The sequence below is a fragment of the Erwinia endophytica genome (assembly GCF_009295515.1).
In the GTDB taxonomy this organism is placed as follows: Bacteria; Pseudomonadota; Gammaproteobacteria; order Enterobacterales; family Enterobacteriaceae; genus Erwinia; species Erwinia endophytica.
The window spans coordinates 71,669-88,077 of record NZ_RQVV01000022.1 but is presented as its reverse complement, the minus strand read 5'-3'; the positions used below and the strand labels follow the sequence as shown (position 1 = coordinate 88,077).

Annotated in this window: 16 protein-coding genes and 1 riboswitch; of the genes, 8 read left to right on the top strand and 8 right to left on the bottom strand. The window is 53.3% G+C overall.

The window, feature by feature from the left end; all coding sequences use genetic code 11:
• Window positions 1–65: 65 nt before the first annotated feature.
• Entirely contained in the window at window positions 66–281 is a 216-nt protein-coding gene (gene rpsU / locus EH228_RS07000; RefSeq protein WP_001144069.1) for a 30S ribosomal protein S21, read from the bottom strand.
• Between the two features lie 302 nt (window positions 282–583).
• On the opposite strand from rpsU, the gene tsaD reads away from it, so the two are divergent.
• Entirely contained in the window at window positions 584–1,606 is a 1,023-nt protein-coding gene (gene tsaD, locus EH228_RS06995) for a tRNA (adenosine(37)-N6)-threonylcarbamoyltransferase complex transferase subunit TsaD (RefSeq protein WP_152320952.1), read from the top strand.
• A gap of 59 nt (window positions 1,607–1,665) precedes the next feature.
• Here the strand turns inward: tsaD and EH228_RS20165 are convergent, their stop codons facing one another.
• Window positions 1,666–1,839, bottom strand: coding sequence for a hypothetical protein (locus tag EH228_RS20165; protein ID WP_193323292.1), 174 nt, complete (start codon window positions 1,837–1,839; stop codon window positions 1,666–1,668).
• A gap of 143 nt (window positions 1,840–1,982) precedes the next feature.
• Window positions 1,983–2,585 carry a glycerol-3-phosphate 1-O-acyltransferase PlsY gene (plsY, locus tag EH228_RS06990; RefSeq protein ID WP_152320951.1) on the bottom strand — a complete coding sequence of 201 codons (603 nt, stop codon included), beginning with the start codon at window positions 2,583–2,585 and terminating at the stop codon, window positions 1,983–1,985.
• Between the two features lie 106 nt (window positions 2,586–2,691).
• Between plsY and folB the strand changes: the two genes are divergently transcribed.
• Window positions 2,692–3,051, top strand: coding sequence for a bifunctional dihydroneopterin aldolase/7,8-dihydroneopterin epimerase (gene folB / locus EH228_RS06985; RefSeq protein WP_152320994.1), 360 nt, complete (start codon window positions 2,692–2,694; stop codon window positions 3,049–3,051).
• A gap of 144 nt (window positions 3,052–3,195) precedes the next feature.
• Window positions 3,196–4,014 carry an undecaprenyl-diphosphate phosphatase gene (gene bacA / locus EH228_RS06980; RefSeq protein WP_152320950.1) on the top strand — a complete coding sequence of 273 codons (819 nt, stop codon included), beginning with the start codon at window positions 3,196–3,198 and terminating at the stop codon, window positions 4,012–4,014.
• Window positions 4,015–4,050: 36 nt separating this feature from the next.
• On the opposite strand, the gene EH228_RS06975 is transcribed toward bacA, so the two are convergent.
• Window positions 4,051–5,289: a multifunctional CCA addition/repair protein gene (locus EH228_RS06975; protein WP_152320949.1), complete on the bottom strand. Its 1,239-nt coding sequence runs from the start codon at window positions 5,287–5,289 to the stop codon at window positions 4,051–4,053.
• A gap of 182 nt (window positions 5,290–5,471) precedes the next feature.
• Window positions 5,472–6,092: a TIGR04211 family SH3 domain-containing protein gene (locus tag EH228_RS06970; protein ID WP_152320948.1), complete on the bottom strand. Its 621-nt coding sequence runs from the start codon at window positions 6,090–6,092 to the stop codon at window positions 5,472–5,474.
• Window positions 6,093–6,302: 210 nt separating this feature from the next.
• On the opposite strand from EH228_RS06970, the gene EH228_RS06965 reads away from it, so the two are divergent.
• The 3 genes from EH228_RS06965 (at window position 6,303) to hldE (ending at window position 12,042) form a co-directional block, all read left to right on the top strand.
• Window positions 6,303–7,607 carry a CYTH domain-containing protein gene (locus EH228_RS06965; RefSeq protein WP_152320947.1) on the top strand — a complete coding sequence of 435 codons (1,305 nt, stop codon included), beginning with the start codon at window positions 6,303–6,305 and terminating at the stop codon, window positions 7,605–7,607.
• A gap of 49 nt (window positions 7,608–7,656) precedes the next feature.
• Window positions 7,657–10,488: a bifunctional [glutamate--ammonia ligase]-adenylyl-L-tyrosine phosphorylase/[glutamate--ammonia-ligase] adenylyltransferase gene (glnE, locus tag EH228_RS06960; protein ID WP_152320946.1), complete on the top strand. Its 2,832-nt coding sequence runs from the start codon at window positions 7,657–7,659 to the stop codon at window positions 10,486–10,488.
• Window positions 10,489–10,614: 126 nt separating this feature from the next.
• Complete coding sequence (gene hldE, locus EH228_RS06955) at window positions 10,615–12,042, top strand: bifunctional D-glycero-beta-D-manno-heptose-7-phosphate kinase/D-glycero-beta-D-manno-heptose 1-phosphate adenylyltransferase HldE (RefSeq protein WP_152320945.1); 1,428 nt, start codon at window positions 10,615–10,617, stop codon at window positions 12,040–12,042.
• Window positions 12,043–12,107: 65 nt separating this feature from the next.
• On the opposite strand, the gene ubiK is transcribed toward hldE, so the two are convergent.
• Window positions 12,108–12,395: a ubiquinone biosynthesis accessory factor UbiK gene (ubiK, locus tag EH228_RS06950; RefSeq protein ID WP_152320944.1), complete on the bottom strand. Its 288-nt coding sequence runs from the start codon at window positions 12,393–12,395 to the stop codon at window positions 12,108–12,110.
• 147 nt (window positions 12,396–12,542) lie between these two features.
• A riboswitch (FMN riboswitch) is annotated at window positions 12,543–12,694 on the top strand.
• 109 nt (window positions 12,695–12,803) lie between these two features.
• Here ubiK and ribB point away from each other — a divergent pair.
• Both ribB and ygiD read left to right on the top strand, forming a co-directional pair.
• A complete protein-coding gene (gene ribB / locus EH228_RS06945) occupies window positions 12,804–13,460 on the top strand; it encodes a 3,4-dihydroxy-2-butanone-4-phosphate synthase (protein ID WP_152320943.1) in 657 nt (218 codons plus the stop codon).
• A 213-nt stretch (window positions 13,461–13,673) separates the two neighbouring features.
• Window positions 13,674–14,459 (top strand): 4,5-DOPA-extradiol-dioxygenase, encoded by a 786-nt coding sequence (gene ygiD / locus EH228_RS06940; RefSeq protein WP_152320942.1) that lies wholly within the window; start codon window positions 13,674–13,676, stop codon window positions 14,457–14,459.
• 70 nt (window positions 14,460–14,529) lie between these two features.
• On the opposite strand, the gene EH228_RS06935 is transcribed toward ygiD, so the two are convergent.
• Window positions 14,530–15,690, bottom strand: a complete 1,161-nt coding sequence (locus EH228_RS06935) for a glutathionylspermidine synthase family protein (RefSeq protein ID WP_152320941.1) — start codon at window positions 15,688–15,690, stop codon at window positions 14,530–14,532.
• Window positions 15,691–15,696: 6 nt separating this feature from the next.
• Window positions 15,697–16,365: a DUF1190 family protein gene (locus tag EH228_RS06930; protein ID WP_152320940.1), complete on the bottom strand. Its 669-nt coding sequence runs from the start codon at window positions 16,363–16,365 to the stop codon at window positions 15,697–15,699.
• Window positions 16,366–16,409 lie beyond the last annotated feature (44 nt).

The following is a 16,409-nucleotide window of genomic DNA, read 5'->3' as shown; positions in this document are numbered from 1 at the left end:
TCGGAAAGCACGGCCTTCTTAACTACTTACTTGTCTGTGAAGCGAGAGGGCGGTCCCCCTTAAGATTAGTACAGACGAGTGCGGCGTGCGTTTTCGCGAGCCAATTTCTTCGCGTGGCGTTTCACTGCTGACGCTTTAGCGCGCTTACGCTCAGTCGTCGGTTTTTCATAAAACTCACGACGACGAACTTCAGCCAGAACACCTGCTTTCTCGCAAGAACGCTTGAAGCGACGCAGTGCTACGTCAAATGGCTCGTTTTCACGTACTTTAATTACCGGCATGTAACTCTCACCTCGATAAATTCGGTTTTGTTGCTGACATCAGGTCAGCTTATTTCAAAATGGTGCGAGATTTTACTCCAACACAGGCCGCGTTGTAAAGCACCATAGCATAATGTCACCAACAGATGCGCCTGTGCCGCTGCCGGTTTTTTCAGGCGGAGGATTATACATCAACGGGCTCCGCCCTGCGAAAATATATTTTTCCTTTATCCTTCAGTGAGTCCAGCGGACTGGCGGAAAAGTACCGCCGAGAGGTGGCCTTCATGTTACACTGCGCGCCGTAAAAATGAGGTGGAAATATCATGCGAGTGCTCGGAATAGAAACGTCCTGTGATGAAACCGGTATCGCGATTTACGACGATGCGGCTGGCTTACTGGCCAACCAACTTTACAGTCAGGTCAAACTGCATGCCGATTATGGCGGTGTGGTGCCGGAACTGGCTTCACGTGATCACGTGCGTAAAACGGTGCCGTTAATCCAGGCGGCGTTGCAAGAAGCGGGCCTGAAGGCACAGGACATTGACGCTGTAGCCTGGACGGCGGGACCGGGCCTGGTAGGGGCGTTGCTGGTCGGCGCCACCATTGGCCGTTCACTGGCTTTCGCCTGGGATGTCCCGGCGATCCCGGTTCATCACATGGAGGGGCATCTGCTGGCACCGATGCTGGAAGATAATCCGCCCGCGTTTCCGTTTGTCGCGCTGTTGGTCTCTGGTGGTCATACTCAACTGATTAGTGTGACCGGTATTGGCGAATATATTCTGCTCGGCGAATCGGTTGACGATGCGGCGGGTGAGGCTTTTGATAAAACGGCCAAGCTGCTTGGCCTGGATTATCCCGGCGGTCCGATGTTGTCGAAAATGGCCCAGCGGGGGGAGGAAGGACGTTTTGTTTTTCCACGCCCCATGACCGACCGTCCAGGACTGGACTTCAGTTTCTCCGGGCTGAAGACTTTCGCGGCCAATACCATTCGTGAAAATAATGATGACGAGCAAACCCGCGCGGATATCGCCCGGGCATTTGAGGACGCGGTGGTGGATACCCTGGCTATCAAATGTAAGCGGGCGCTGGAACAAACTGGTTTTAAACGTCTGGTGATTGCCGGCGGCGTCAGTGCTAACCGCACGCTACGCGCTAAGATGGCGGATATAATGAAGACGCGAGGGGGAGACGTTTTCTATGCCCGTCCTGAATTTTGCACTGACAATGGCGCGATGATTGCTTATGCCGGGATGGTGCGTTTGAAGGCGGGAACTCGTGGAGATCTGAGCGTAACGGTGCGGCCTCGCTGGCCACTGTCTGAGTTGTCACCCTTGCAAAGTGACTAAGACCCACACGCCATTATGCATATATTAATGATGGTACATAATGGCGTTAAACGTGATAGTTAGTTACCTAACATGCTATTTAACCAACTACCGACCAGCGGGATATTGGCAATCACACTTTCAATGCTGCTACCAATGAGCGAACCGAGTGAGGTACCGATGTCACTTAAGGTATCCTCAATAACACCGGCTCCGCTTACCTGCTGTATTTCTTGCTGCGATAATACTTTCATCACTTAATCTCCTTATTTAGTAATAACATAATAATATTTTTGAAAATTGTATGCCATGTATGGCACAGATAGAATATCAAGAAATTCTTTATATTCTAATGTTTTTTTTTGAATAGTCGCAGACGGAAATAGTTTCTTTTGTTCTATTGCGGCGGTTTTTTCTTTTTCCAGATCTTAGATTCATGCCCGCGCCACAGGCGCAGAATATTGTCGTGATGACGCAGCAGGACCAGGCATGACAGCATAGCGACCGGAAAAGTGAACTGGGGCTTGAACCACCACACGTAAAACGGCGCAATCAGCGCACTGATAATGGCACCTAAAGACGAGTAACCACTCAGCAGTACGGTCAGCAGCCAGGTGCCGCTCATCACCCCGGCCAAATCCCAGCCTATGGGGGCGATAGCGCCAAATGCCGTCGCCACGCCTTTGCCGCCTTTAAAGTGGAAAAATACCGGATAAATGTGCCCCAGACAGGCCGCAATAGCGGTTAGTCCAAGATAAAGCGGGCTGAGGCCATAATGATAAGCCAGCCATACTGGCAACATACCTTTGAGAATATCAAAAATTAGCACGGCAAAAGCCGGGATTTTCCCCCCGATACGCAACACATTAGTGGCTCCGGGATTGCCAGAACCATTCTGTCGGGGATCGGGTAATCTGAGTAGTCGGCATACCAGAATCGCGCTGGAAATAGAGCCGCACAGATACGCGAAAACAATCATACCAAGCGCGAATACACTCATAACATCGTTCCGTCTTGTAAGGGTCGTTTTGTTCTCATCATCCGTGGATAATACGCATAAACCGCCGGAAGTGGTATCCGGCAACCACAAAACAGAGATTGTCATCATGGATATTGTATTTATAGAACAACTGTCCGTTATCACCACTATTGGTGCCTGGGACTGGGAACAAACCATCCAACAGAAACTGGTGTTCGATGTCGAAATGGCCTGGGACAACCGCAAGGCGGCGGCCAGTGACGATGTGCGTGACTGTCTGAGTTATGCCGAGGTATCAGCCGCCATTATTAACCACGTAGCGGGCGGTAAATTCGCGCTGGTGGAGCGCGTCGCTGAAGAAGTTGCCACTTTGTTGCTGACTCGTTTTAACTCGCCGTGGGTGAGAATTAAGCTCAGTAAACCCGGCGCGGTGGCCCAGGCGGCTCAGGTGGGGGTGTTAATAGAACGCGGGACTAATCCGAAATAGCGTGAGAGTGATTGCCATCACAGTGAAACCCAACGACATTATGGTTTGTCTTAAGGTTGACCTAACCCAGGGCTGACACAATTTTGGCGGTAGCGTATAGCGACCGCCTTTTTAATGTTTTTTGAACGGATAGGGGTAGATTTGATGGCAGATATACATCAGCTATGGGTGGCAATGATACTTGGCATTGTTGAAGGATTAACAGAGTTTCTGCCTGTCTCTTCCACCGGACACATGATTATTGTAGGTCATTTGTTGGGATTTGAAGGGGACAAGGCAGACACCTTTGAAGTCGTCATTCAGCTTGGTTCTATTTTGGCTGTCGTCGTGATGTTCTGGCGCCGTCTGTTTGGTTTGATAGGGATCCACTTCGGTAATGTCCCGCATGAAGGAACGGGTAAAGGTCATCTGACCTTGATCCATGTCTTGCTGGGGATGGTGCCGGCAGTGGTGATTGGGCTGATTTTACATGATAAAATCAAAGAGTTATTCAACCCGATCAACGTGATGTATGCGTTGGTGGTGGGCGGGGTGCTGCTGCTGGCCGCTGAGTATCTGAAGCCGAAGAATCCAAAGGCTATGGGCATTGATGATATGACCTATCGCCAGGCTCTGGTGATTGGTTGCTTTCAGTGTCTGGCGCTGTGGCCGGGGTTCTCCCGTTCAGGCGCGACCATCTCTGGCGGTATGCTGATGGGCGTGAGTCGCTATGCCGCTTCAGAATTCTCATTCATTCTGGCAGTGCCAATGATGATGGGCGCGACAGTGCTGGATTTGTATAAGAGCCTGCCCTTCCTGTCAATGTCAGACTTGCCGATGTTTGCTGTGGGTTTCCTGACCGCCTTCGTGGTGGCGTTGATCGCGATTAAAGTGTTCCTGAGGTTGATTCAGAACATCTCCTTTATCCCATTTGCTATTTATCGCTTTATTGTGGCAATCGCAGTCTACATGCTCTTTGCCTAGTCTGTTAAATAAAGCCGGGCGGTATAACGTCCGGTTTTATTCTTCTTCTGAATCGTGTGTTTTCTTCCAGTCTTCCAGCGCGGTGATACGTCGTCTGGTTAACTCTTCTCGCACCTCGCTTCCCTTAAAGCCAGCCGCAATGACCTCTGTTGTCGGCACGCTACGCGCAATCTCAAAAGCGGCCAGCAGATATTTTCCCTGCGGATAGGCGTTGTGTTCAAAACCAGCTCGCCCACGGGCATCCGCTTCGCTGCTCAGCGCGAGTTGCTCAATTCGCTGGGGTTTCCGCCAGGCATCAAGACGATCAAAGAGCGCAACCAGCATTGCGGCGCTCTGACGTTCAATGATATGCACCAGATCGTGGAATTCAGTCACCAGTACTGCCAGATCGCGCAGTGCGTTCGGTACGCGCAGGCGTTGGCATATGTTCTCAACCAACGGTACGCCAGCCGGGCCGTGCCCGTGGTGGCTGGGCCACATTTCTGGCGGCGTCAGGGCTTTGCCCACATCATGAAACAACGTGGCAAAGCGGACGGCTAACTGATCACTGAGCTGGGCGGCGATCGCCAGCGTCATCAGTGTGTGTACGCCGGTGTCGATTTCAGGGTGCCACCTGGCAGGAGCGGGAACGCCGTAAAGATTATCAAGCTCCGGGAACAGTATCGCCAGTGCGCCACAGTCCCGCAATATCTGAAAATAGACTTGAGGATTACGGGTTTCCAGGGCTTTTTCCGTCTCTTTCCATACGCGTTCCGGCGTTAACGTCTCCAGCTCTCCATTTTTGACCATCAGGCGTATCAGCGACAGGGTCTCATCTGCCACGGTGAAATCCAGGTGGGCAAAACGCGCAGCAAAACGGGCCACACGTAGCACACGCAGTGGATCTTCATTAAAAGCGGGAGAAACATGACGCAGCAGGCGTTGTGCAATATCGGCGCGACCGCCATAGGGATCGTAATAGTTACCGTCTTTATCTTGTGCGATGGCGTTGATAGTCAGATCCCGGCGCTGTAAATCCTGTTCGAGGGTAACGTCCGGCGCGGAATAACATGTGAAGCCGGTATAGCCGCGGCCATGTTTTCTCTCAATACGTGCCAGCGCGTATTCTTCATGCGATTCGGGGTGCAGGAACACCGGGAAGTCCCGTCCCACTTGTTCATAACCCAAATTAAGCAATTCTTCAGGTGAGGCACCCACCACCACCCAATCTTTGTCTTTGACCGGCAGGTTTAACAGCGCATCGCGTACTGCGCCACCGACAAGGTAAGTCTTCACTAAATTGTGCTCCTTGATTCATTACGGTCATCATACGTGAAGTGTGGAAGCGGTCATACCGTTGCGGGAAGAAGGGCATTTTCCGCAGATACAGGAAAAGGGACATCAATGGATGCCCTCAGACAGCGACACAATTCAACGCGTGGGGCTGTGTTAGCCACAGTGGCCCACACCATAGTGAGTCAGTTCATCCAGCGATCTTTCTTTTTGCGACTGGGGATCATATGGGGCAGTAACAAGCCCAGCAGCAGGCCAACACCCGCCACGCCGCCACCATACATAAACCATTGCATAATGATGGTGCGCTGCTTGTCATCCAATTGAACGTTGGCGGCATTGACTTTTTTCTGCGCGACGATCAGCTCATTTTTCAGCTTTTGATTTTCTTCCTTCAGGCTGTTAATCGCGCCATCGCTGTTCGCCACTTTTTTCTGCATTTCCGCCGTACGTTGGTTCCAACTGCTGTCGATGTTGGTCAGTTTATCACTCAGATCTTTAACTTGTTGTTCCAGTTGAGGAACTCGTGTACGCAGACTTGGCTGTTCACTCAATTGCGCTTGTGGGATCCATATTGTACGGCCATTCGAATCGCGAATTTGAGCGTAATGTGTACTGGCGTCAGTTTGCAGTAAGGTCACTTCTTCACCGGCATTCAGGGTGCCAACCAGACGATAATTGTCGCCGGGACCACTGCGTACCCAGGTGGAAAGTTCATCGGAAATATAGCGTGTTTCTTCGGCATGAACGAAGGACGCTACGCTAAAAGTCAGTAAAGTAAAGGCAATAAGCTGAGTTTTTTTCATTCGATATCTTTTTTACATGAGTCCAGGAAAAAAGTGATGGCACAGTCTGGAACCAGCTCGCACAAAGCTAAATGAGAACACTCCTGGTCTCGGTCTGGTGCGAAACACCACGTAAAGCGGTAAGAAAGCCGAGACAGCCACGGCGATTCTGCATTACTCTTCACGCAAGAACGTCATTTACCGTGCCGGTAATCAACTGATTAAGAGAATATGACCATCGAAATCGAATTAAAGTTCATTGCCACCCCTGAAGGGGCTAAAAAACTGCCTGTGCAGTTGGCTGGCTGGAAGCCGCAGCACACCGCAGGACAGAAGCTGACTAATATTTATTTTGAAACGGCGGATAGCCAGCTACGCCGTTGGGATATGGGGTTGCGTATTCGCGGTTTTGGCGATCATTTCGAAATGACGCTGAAAACTGCAGGGCAGACGGTTGGCGGTCTTCATCAGCGGCCGGAATATAATGTTCCCCTGACTGAACCGGTGTTGGATATCAGCAAGTTGCCTGGCGAAATCTGGCCTGAGGGGTGTGATGTGGCGACGCTGCAACAACAGCTTCAGCCGCTGTTCAGCACCCATTTTGTCCGTGAAAAGTGGGTACTGACTTACCAGAATAGCGAGATTGAAGTCGCGTTTGACCAGGGCGAAGTCACGTCTGGCGAATTGAGCGAACCGCTGAATGAAATTGAACTGGAACTGAAAAGCGGTGAGCGTAATGACTTGCTGGCTTTTGCCGACGAACTGGCGAAGATGGGGGGATTACGCCTGGGGAGCCTGAGCAAGGCTGCCCGTGGCTATGCGTTGGCGCAGGGCAATCCTCCTCGTGATCTGCGACCGGTGCCCGTATTGAAAGTACGGCCGAAAGCGCCGGTTGAAGAAGGGATGCGGGCAGCCTTTATGCTGGCGTTGAGCCAGTGGCAGTACCACGAAGAGCTGTGGCTGCGCGGCGACAGCGGGGCGCTGCACGAAATCCATCAGGCGCTGGAGATACTGCGTCAGGCATTTTCCCTGTTTGGGCCGCTGGTTCCACGTAAGGCCAGCAGTGGGCTGCGTCAGTCTCTGACTTTGCTGGAAGAGGCGTTACTTGAGGATGATCTGCAGGCTGAAGCGTTGTGTTTTAGTCCACTTTATTTGCAGACCCAGTTAGCACTCACTAACTGGATTGTCACCGAGCGCTGGCGTGAATTTGTCGATGCCAAAACAGAGGCCAAATTGCAGGGCTCCTTTAAGCGTTTCTGCGACATTATGTTGGGGCGTATCTCTGCTGATCTGAAAGAGACGTTTAGATTAGTGCGTCACTTGAATGAGTACCAGGACAAATTGACCCGGCTGCATCGTCAGCTGCTCGCCGTGCATCTCCTGGCGGGCGCCTATGATCCAATGGTCGTTGCCGCCTGGCTGGAAGAGTGGCAGCGACTGGCCCATGCTATTGAGACCCGGCAGGAAGCCTTGCTGGATAACGACTGCCGCTGTGCGCTGAAATATCCGGCCTTTTGGAAAAACGGCAGCGTGTGAATTCGTCGGTGCCTGCGGCTCATTGAAATAAAGTACCCGGGGAGTTTTTATGTTGCCATCACCCTCATTATCGCTACCCCCGCTCATGGTGGAACAGGTGCAGCGTTTTGCTGATGAATGGGGGCCGCTGAATGCTGCTGAGCAGGCGGTACTGGCCTTCAGTGAGTTTTTTCGTGACAACCTGTCCCGCCACCCTGAATGGTTTGCTCAATTGCGGCAAAGGCCGCCAGAGCCGGAGGAATGGCAGCATTACGCGCCCTGGCTGCAGGAAAAACTGGCCGTAGTCACGGATGAAAACAGTCTGATGCGCGAACTGCGGCTGTTTCGTTGCCACATGTTGACCCGCATTGTCTGGATGCAGACGCTGGCTCTCAGCCGTACTGAGACCTCGCTACAGCAACTCAGTGTCTTGGCGGAGACGCTGATTGTCGCCGCGCGTGACTGGTTGTGGCAGGCTTGCTGCCGTGAATTCGGTACGCCGGTGAATGCCAAGGGAGAAGCTCAGCCTTTACTGATCCTCGGCATGGGCAAGCTGGGCGGCGGTGAACTGAATTTTTCGTCCGATATCGATCTGATTTTTACCTGGCCGGAAAATGGCGCCACTACTGGTGGTCGTCGTGAGCTGGATAACGCCCAGTTCTTTACCCGTCTGGGGCAGCGGTTGATTAAAGTCCTCTCTCAGCCGACAGTGGAGGGATTCGTTTATCGCGTCGATATGCGTCTGCGTCCTTTTGGCGACAGCGGTCCGTTAGTGCTGAGTTTTGCCGCGTTGGAAGATTACTACCAGGAACAGGGACGGGACTGGGAGCGTTATGCGATGGTTAAAGCGCGGCTAATGGGCGGTGCGGAGGATCGCTGGAGCCAGGAACTGCAACAACTGCTGCGCCCGTTCATCTATCGTCGCTACATTGACTTCAGTGTTATCCAGTCATTGCGTAACATGAAAAACATGATCGCGCGGGAAGTGCGACGGCGTGGCCTGACCGACAATATTAAGTTAGGTGCGGGCGGTATCCGTGAAATGGAATTCATTGTGCAGGTTTTTCAACTGATCCGCGGCGGACGTGAACGGTCGCTGCAACTTCGTTCCTGGCTGGCCACGTTACAGGCGCTTGGTGAACTTAACCAACTGCCTGCGGAACAAGTAGCCGAGCTGAAACAGGCTTATCTTTTTCTGCGTCGTCTGGAAAATCTGTTGCAAAGCCTTAATGATGAACAGACCCAGACGTTGCCTACTGACGACCTGAATCGTGAGCGATTGTCCTGGGCGATGGGCCGATCGTCATGGGCTGAGTTGTATCAGCAGTTACAACAGCATATGACCGCTGTTCGTGCCATTTTTGATGAGTTGATCGGCGATGACGCCCCGGAGATGGGTGAAAACAACGAGTCGGAGTATGGCGTGTTATGGCAGGAGCGGCTGGAAGAGACTGAGCTGACTCCGCTGGTGCCGCACCTGAGTGCTGAGGTGCGGCAACGTCTGTTGCAGGTGATTACCGCCTTTCATCAGGATGTCGATAAACGCACCATTGGGCCACGAGGCCGTCAGGCGCTGGATCAACTGATGCCGCGCCTGTTGTCTGAGGTGTGCCCGCGTGAAGATGCAGAGGCTACCCTGAATCGCCTGACACCGTTACTGCTGGGGATTGTCACCCGTACCACTTATCTGGAGTTGCTGACCGAATATCACGGTGCGCTGAAGCATCTGATCCGCTTGTGTTCGGCTTCCCCCATGGTCGCCAGCCAACTGGCGCGTTATCCGCTGCTGCTGGATGAGTTACTCGACCCCGCCACCTTGTACCAGCCGACCGCGACCGATGCTTATCGCGACGAGTTGCGACAGTACTTGCTACGTATTCCAGAAGAGGATGAAGAGCAGCAACTGGAGGCATTGCGTCAGTTTAAGCAGGCGCAGCTTCTGCGCATTGCGGCGGCGGATATCGCAGAAACACTGCCGGTGATGAAAGTGAGCGATCACCTCACCTGGTTGGCCGAAGCGATAATCGAGCAGGTGGTGCAACAGGCGTGGCAGATGATGGTGCAGCGTTATGGTCGTCCTTCACATCTTAAAGATGATCAGCAGCGAGGCTTTGCGGTGATTGGCTACGGCAAGCTGGGCGGTTGGGAACTGGGATACAGTTCTGATCTCGATCTGGTGTTCCTGCACGATTGCCCGGCGGAGGCTATCACGGACGGTGAACGTAGCATTGATGGTCGACAATTCTATCTGCGGTTGGCTCAGCGCGTGATGCATCTGTTCAGCACCCGCACGTCCTCCGGCATCCTGTACGAGGTGGATGCCCGTCTGCGTCCTTCTGGCGCGGCCGGTATGCTGGTCAGCACGTTTGAGGCCTTTGAGGAATATCAGCGTGTTGATGCCTGGACCTGGGAACATCAGGCGCTGGTGCGGGCGCGTATCGTCTTTGGCGAGGCGGCGCTGAGGCAGCGATTTGATGAAATTCGTCGTGGTATCCTGTGCCTGCCGCGTGAAGCGGAAACGCTGAAAACCGCGGTGCGCGAGATGCGTGAAAAAATGTATGCGCATCTTGGCAGCAAGCAGAAGGGGAGCTGGGATATCAAAGCGGATCGCGGTGGTATTACTGATATTGAATTCATCACTCAATATCTGGTTTTACGCTACGCGCACGAGGATCCAACACTGACACGCTGGTCTGATAACGTGCGTATTCTTGAGCTGATGGCCGAAAATGGCAGGATGGTGGAAGCGGAGGCTCAGGCACTGACTCAGGCTTATATCACCCTGCGTGATGCGTTGCATCATCTGGCGCTGCAAGAGTTGGCGGGACAGGCCTCTGCCGGGGCGTTCAGTCGTGAAAAATCGATCGTGAACACCAGCTGGCAGCACTGGTTTGTTGGCTGAAAAGCCGGGGGTTCTCGTTCCGGGCTCCCGCATTACGGCTGCATAATGATGGGGAAATGTGCGAGTTAGCCTGCTTATGTTATCATCGCGCGCATTATTTTTTGACACTGGCCAGGAGTCTCTGGAATGAAAATTACGCTGCCCAATTTTAACCACGCGGGGGTTCTCGTCGTTGGCGACGTGATGCTGGATCGCTACTGGTACGGCCCTACCAGCCGTATTTCTCCTGAAGCCCCGGTGCCGGTGGTGAAGGTTGATAACGTTGAAGAGCGTCCCGGCGGTGCGGCTAACGTGGCGATGAACATTGCTGCATTGGGCGCGGCATCGCGGCTGGTCGGGCTGACCGGGATGGATGATGCGGCCCGTGTGCTGAACGAGACGCTCAGCGGCGTTAATGTGCAGTGTGATTTCGTTTCAGTTGCCACTCATCCCACCATTACTAAACTGCGCGTACTGTCGCGTAATCAACAGTTGATCCGTCTGGATTTTGAGGAAGGATTTGAGGGGGAAGACGTTGAACCCCTGCATCAGCGCATCCGTCAGGCCTTACCGCAGGTCGGCGCGCTGGTCTTGTCCGATTATGCCAAAGGCGCGCTGACCAGTGTGGACACCATGATCCGCATCGCCCGCGAGGCCAGGGTGCCGGTACTGGTTGATCCGAAGGGGAGCGATTTTGAACGCTATCGTGGTGCGACCCTGTTGACGCCAAATCTTTCCGAGTTCGAAGCGGTGGTCGGGAAATGTAAGGACGAAGCGGAGATCGTGGCGCGTGGGATGGCGTTGATGCAGCAGTTTGAATTGTCGGCGCTGCTGGTGACCCGTTCTGAAAACGGTATGACGTTGTTGCAGCCGGATAAAGCGCCTTTCCATCTGCCGACTCAGGCGCAGGAAGTTTACGATGTGACGGGGGCGGGTGACACGGTGATTGGCGTTCTGGCCGCTGCGCTGGCCGCGGGCAATACGTTGGAAGAATGCTGTTTCCTGGCGAATGCCGCCGCGGGTGTGGTGGTGGGCAAACTGGGCACCTCCACGGTTTCGCCTGTTGAGCTGGAAAATGCCATTCGCGCCCGTCCGGAATCTGGTTTCGGCGTAATGAATGAAACACAATTGAAGGAAGCGGTAGCGCAGGCCCGCCGTCGCGGCGAGAAGGTGGTGATGACCAACGGTTGCTTCGATATTCTGCATGCTGGCCACGTTTCCTACCTCGCGAATGCGCGTAAGCTGGGGGACCGCCTGATTGTTGCGGTTAACAGCGATGCTTCCACTCAGCGTCTGAAAGGAGACAGTCGCCCGATCAATCCACTGGTCAACCGGATGATTGTGCTGGGGGCGCTGGAAGCGGTGGACTGGGTGGTGCCGTTCGAAGAGGATACGCCACAGCGCTTGATCGCCGAGATTCTGCCGGATTTGTTGGTTAAAGGCGGCGATTACCAACCACAAGACATCGCTGGCAGTAAAGAGGTCTGGGCCAATGGCGGAGAAGTGCGGGTATTGAATTTTGAAGACGGCATCTCTACCAGCAATATCATCAAGGCTATTCAGTCGAAAAGCTGATCGCGTGGGCGGTATCATAAAAAGGGCGATGCAATATCGCCCCTTGTCATAGCGCCACCATCAGGTCACTGCGGGTCTTCGGTCTTGAGGACTTCTTTGGGCGCGCTATCCACGCCACGGCTCTCCAGTTCGGCAATTCGCTGCTCAAGTGCGCTCAGCTTCTCACGGGTGCGCAGCAATACCTGAGTCTGCACGTCAAACTCTTCGCGACTTACCAAATCCAGGCGCGTCAGTTGTGACTGTAGAGTCTGGCGAATTTTCTTTTCAACGTCATCGCCAAACTCGCGGATCCCTTTTGGCATAGCGTCATGAACCTGACGAGCAATTTGTTCAATTTTTTTCGGATCAATCATGGCGGCTTCCTGGTAACGGCAAAGTTTATCTAAGTGTAATGCCATAAGTGGAAAGGATAAACCCGAAAACGCTAAAGATGAAAAATGGAGATCTATTTGCGTATTTTGTTCGTTGCTCTGTTATTTTTTCGGCGCTATAGTAAGCAGGCTTATTCTCAGGGCGGGGCGAAATTCCCCACCGGCGGTAAATCAGCGATAGCTGAAAGCCCGCGAGCGCTTCAGACCTCCCGGTTTGAAGGTCAGCAGATCCGGTGTGATTCCGGGGCCGACGGTTAAAGTCCGGATGGGAGAGGGTAACGTTTCTTGTCGGGCTTCTGTCCGCCTTGCCGTTATTTCTTGGTCACTGCATGACACTCCTAAGATCGCCCTGATTCTGGTAACCCATCTATTTAATAAGGTCTATTTACCATGAATCAGTCGCTACTTTCTGAATTTGGCTCGCCGGAACAACGTGTGGAACAGGCCCTCGCCGCTTTGCGTGAGGGGCGGGGCGTGATGGTGCTGGACGATGAAGATCGTGAAAACGAAGGTGATATGATCTTCGCCGCAGAGACCATCACTGTTGCGCAGATGGCGCTGACCATCCGCCATGGCAGCGGGATTGTTTGCTTGTGCCTGACCGAAGAGCGTCGTCAGCAGCTTGAACTGCCCATGATGGTTGACAACAACACCAGTGCTTATGGTACGGGTTTTACTGTGACTATCGAAGCGGCAGAAGGTGTGACGACGGGCGTATCGGCACAAGACCGTGTGACCACTATTCGCGCCGCTATTGCTGATAACGCCAAACCCAGTGATTTAAATCGTCCTGGCCATGTGTTTCCATTGCGTGCGCGTGATGGCGGCGTGTTGGCTCGTGGTGGCCACACTGAAGCCACCATTGATTTGGTGACGCTGGCCGGTTTTAAACCTTTTGGCGTATTGTGTGAGTTGACGAATGATGATGGCTCAATGGCTCGTGCGCCGGAAGTTATCGCGTTTGCGAAGCAGCATGCGATGCCGGTTGTGACCATTGCGGACCTGGTGACTTATCGTCGTAGCCGCGAAACGCGCCAGGCCAGTTAGAGCAATATTTCGCTGAAAATCACGGCATAAGAGCCAGGTAGTCAGTATCGTGCTGATAAAACTGGCTCTCTTTTGCTGTCGTCATCACATCGCCAGCGAATCATCGCGACGTTCAAATTTCCTGAAGATCTTCATCATGCTTATCCGGGTTCATCGGTAGAGACATCAGCGTAATGTAGCCGCCATCAAGCTGATATATTCTGGAGAGTTGTCATGAGTCAGACACATATGCCGGTACTTTTTCTCGGCCACGGTAGCCCGATGAATGTGCTGGAAGAAAATGTTTATACCGCCACCTGGCGTGAACTGGGTGACAACCTGCCGCGACCCCGCGCGATTGTAGCGGTATCCGCACACTGGTATACCCGAGGGACGGCTGTCACCGCCATGGAAAAACCGCGCACGATCCATGATTTTGGCGGCTTTCCGCAGGCGCTGTTTGATACACACTATCCCGCACCGGGTTCGCCCTCTCTGGCTCGTGAAGTGGCTGACGCACTGGCGCCAGTTAGCGTGCAGTTGGATCAACAGTGGGGACTGGATCATGGTTCCTGGGGGGTGCTTATCAAAATGTATCCACAGGCCGATATTCCCGTCGTCCAGTTAAGTATTGATGGCACGAAACCGCCAGCCTATCACTTTGAACTTGGGCGTAAACTCGCGGTATTGCGCAAGCAGGGCATCATGATTGTTGCCAGCGGCAACGTGGTGCATAACCTGCGGATGGTCCAGTGGCAGGGCGAGCCTGAGCCTTATCCATGGGCGTCGTCGTTCAATCACTGTGTGCGTAATAATCTCGCCTGGGAAGGCCCCGTGGAGCAGCATCCGTTGGTGAATTTTATGCAGCATGAAGGGGCTGAACTGAGCTGCCCAACGCCGGAGCACTATCTGCCGTTGCTTTATGTTTTGGGCGCACGTCAGCCAGGTGAGGCTGTGTCCATCCCGGTAGATGGCCTGGTCATGGCCTCGCTGAGCATGCTGTCAGTACAGGTGGGGTAGGCAACAACAACCGCTATCCCGTTGAGGTCGCCGCGAAGGCGACTGTGGCAGTTTCTCGTTTTTATTCCGGTCATTCGATAAATGAATGGGGATAAAAGCGCGAGAGATCCTGCGTTATCAGCGCATGATCTTCGCGCAGGCCGATCCCAGCGGGTTGATCGTCTATCAGCCAACTGCCGATCAACGTATAGCTGTCACCAAATTTGGGCAGCGGATGGAATTGTTGCACGATCATGCCTTCTTCACCATAAGGGCCGTCGACATGGGCAATTTCCTGACCGTTTTCAATAATGCGGATATTAGCGCCTTCGCGAGAAAACAACGGCTTAACCACATATTTATTCATCGCCGGGACGTTATCTTCCGCAAAATACGCGGGCAGCAGATTGGGGTGGTTAGGGAACATCTGCCACAGCATCGGCAGTAGCGCTTTGTTGGAGATAATGCTTTTCCATGCGGGCTCCAGCCAACGTACGCCAGCATCTTCCAGTTTGGTGGAAAACATCTCCCGGAGCATAAACTCCCACGGATAGAGCTTAAACAGGTTGCTGATGACCTGATCGTTCAGGTCGGTGAATTGCCCTTTTTCACCGAGGCCAATTTCATCGATATAAAGAAACTCACTCGGCAGTCCAGCCTCGCTGGCGCAATCCTGTAGGTACTGCACAGTACCGCGGTCTTCATCGGTATCGCGGCAGCAGGCGAAATGCAGCCAGTTGAAACCGTGTTGTTGATGTAGCGTCGCGAAGCGATCGATCAGCTTCTCTTGCAGGCTGTTGAACTGATCGCTGCCAGCAGGCAGGTTACCGGCATTCAGTTGATCTTCCAGCCACAGCCACTGGAAAAATGCCGCTTCATACAGCGAGGTTGGCGTATCCGCATTATTCTCCAGCAGTTTGGCATCGGTCTGCCCGTCCCACGCCAAATCCAGTCGGGAATAGAGCGATGGCTGGTTGGTTTTCCATGCGCGACGGACAAAATCCCAGGTGTGCTTCGGAATACGGAATTTGGCGAGCAGCGCTTCGCTGTTCACCACTTTATCCACCACCTGCAGGCACATTTGGTGTAGCTCGCTGGTTACATCCTCCAGCTTTTCAACTTGCTGTAGGGTGAACTGGTAGTAAGCATCCTCACACCAGTAAGGTTCACCGTGCATGGTGTGAAAACGGAAACCAAACTCGCGGGCTTTCTCACGCCAGTCGGGACGTTCAGCGATAGTAAGACGCTTCATGCGCGGTTACCCTCCGAAAGAACGCTGGGAGCTGGAAGCACTGCTGCTACGCTGCATAGTGGATTGCTTTGCCACGCTCTCACCAAAGCCGCCGCGGGTGACGGTAGAGGTAGTGGCAGCTTTAGGTGCCAGCGACGTTTTCGGTACAGTGATGGTCCGGCCTGGGGTGGCTGTGCCAAAACTCTTGCCGCTGGCATCGACAAATTTGCCATTCGCCGGGCTGCCAGGAGCGCGTGAGGTGAACAGCGGCTGCTGAGCAAAGCCTGCGCCGCCGCCCATCATACGTCCCATCATATAGCCGGCCATCAATGGCATCCAGATACTGCCGCTCTGTTGGGATTCCGCATTCGTGCTGCCGACGCCAGCCTGCGCCGGAGCCTGCTGGCACTGCCCATCACCGAATTCCGCCACACAGTCTTCACGGGTGGCATATTTCGGCGCCGTTTTTTCAGCTTCTTTTTTGGCATTGTTATACGCGGCCGTACACTGCTCGCTTTTGCCTGGATTGGCTTTTGAGCAGTCGTCCGCGTTCTGATACAACGAGACGGTTTCATCCGATTTTTCACAACCGGAAAGGATAAATACCGCAGTAACCGCGAAGGCAACCGGTGTTAAATGGCGTGCGCTCCAGTTTTTACGAAAGGAGGCATAATTGATTTTTTTAGTCCGTTTCATTATTGATTGTCCTGTACCCAAAGATAAGAGCACAGGATAGGGGA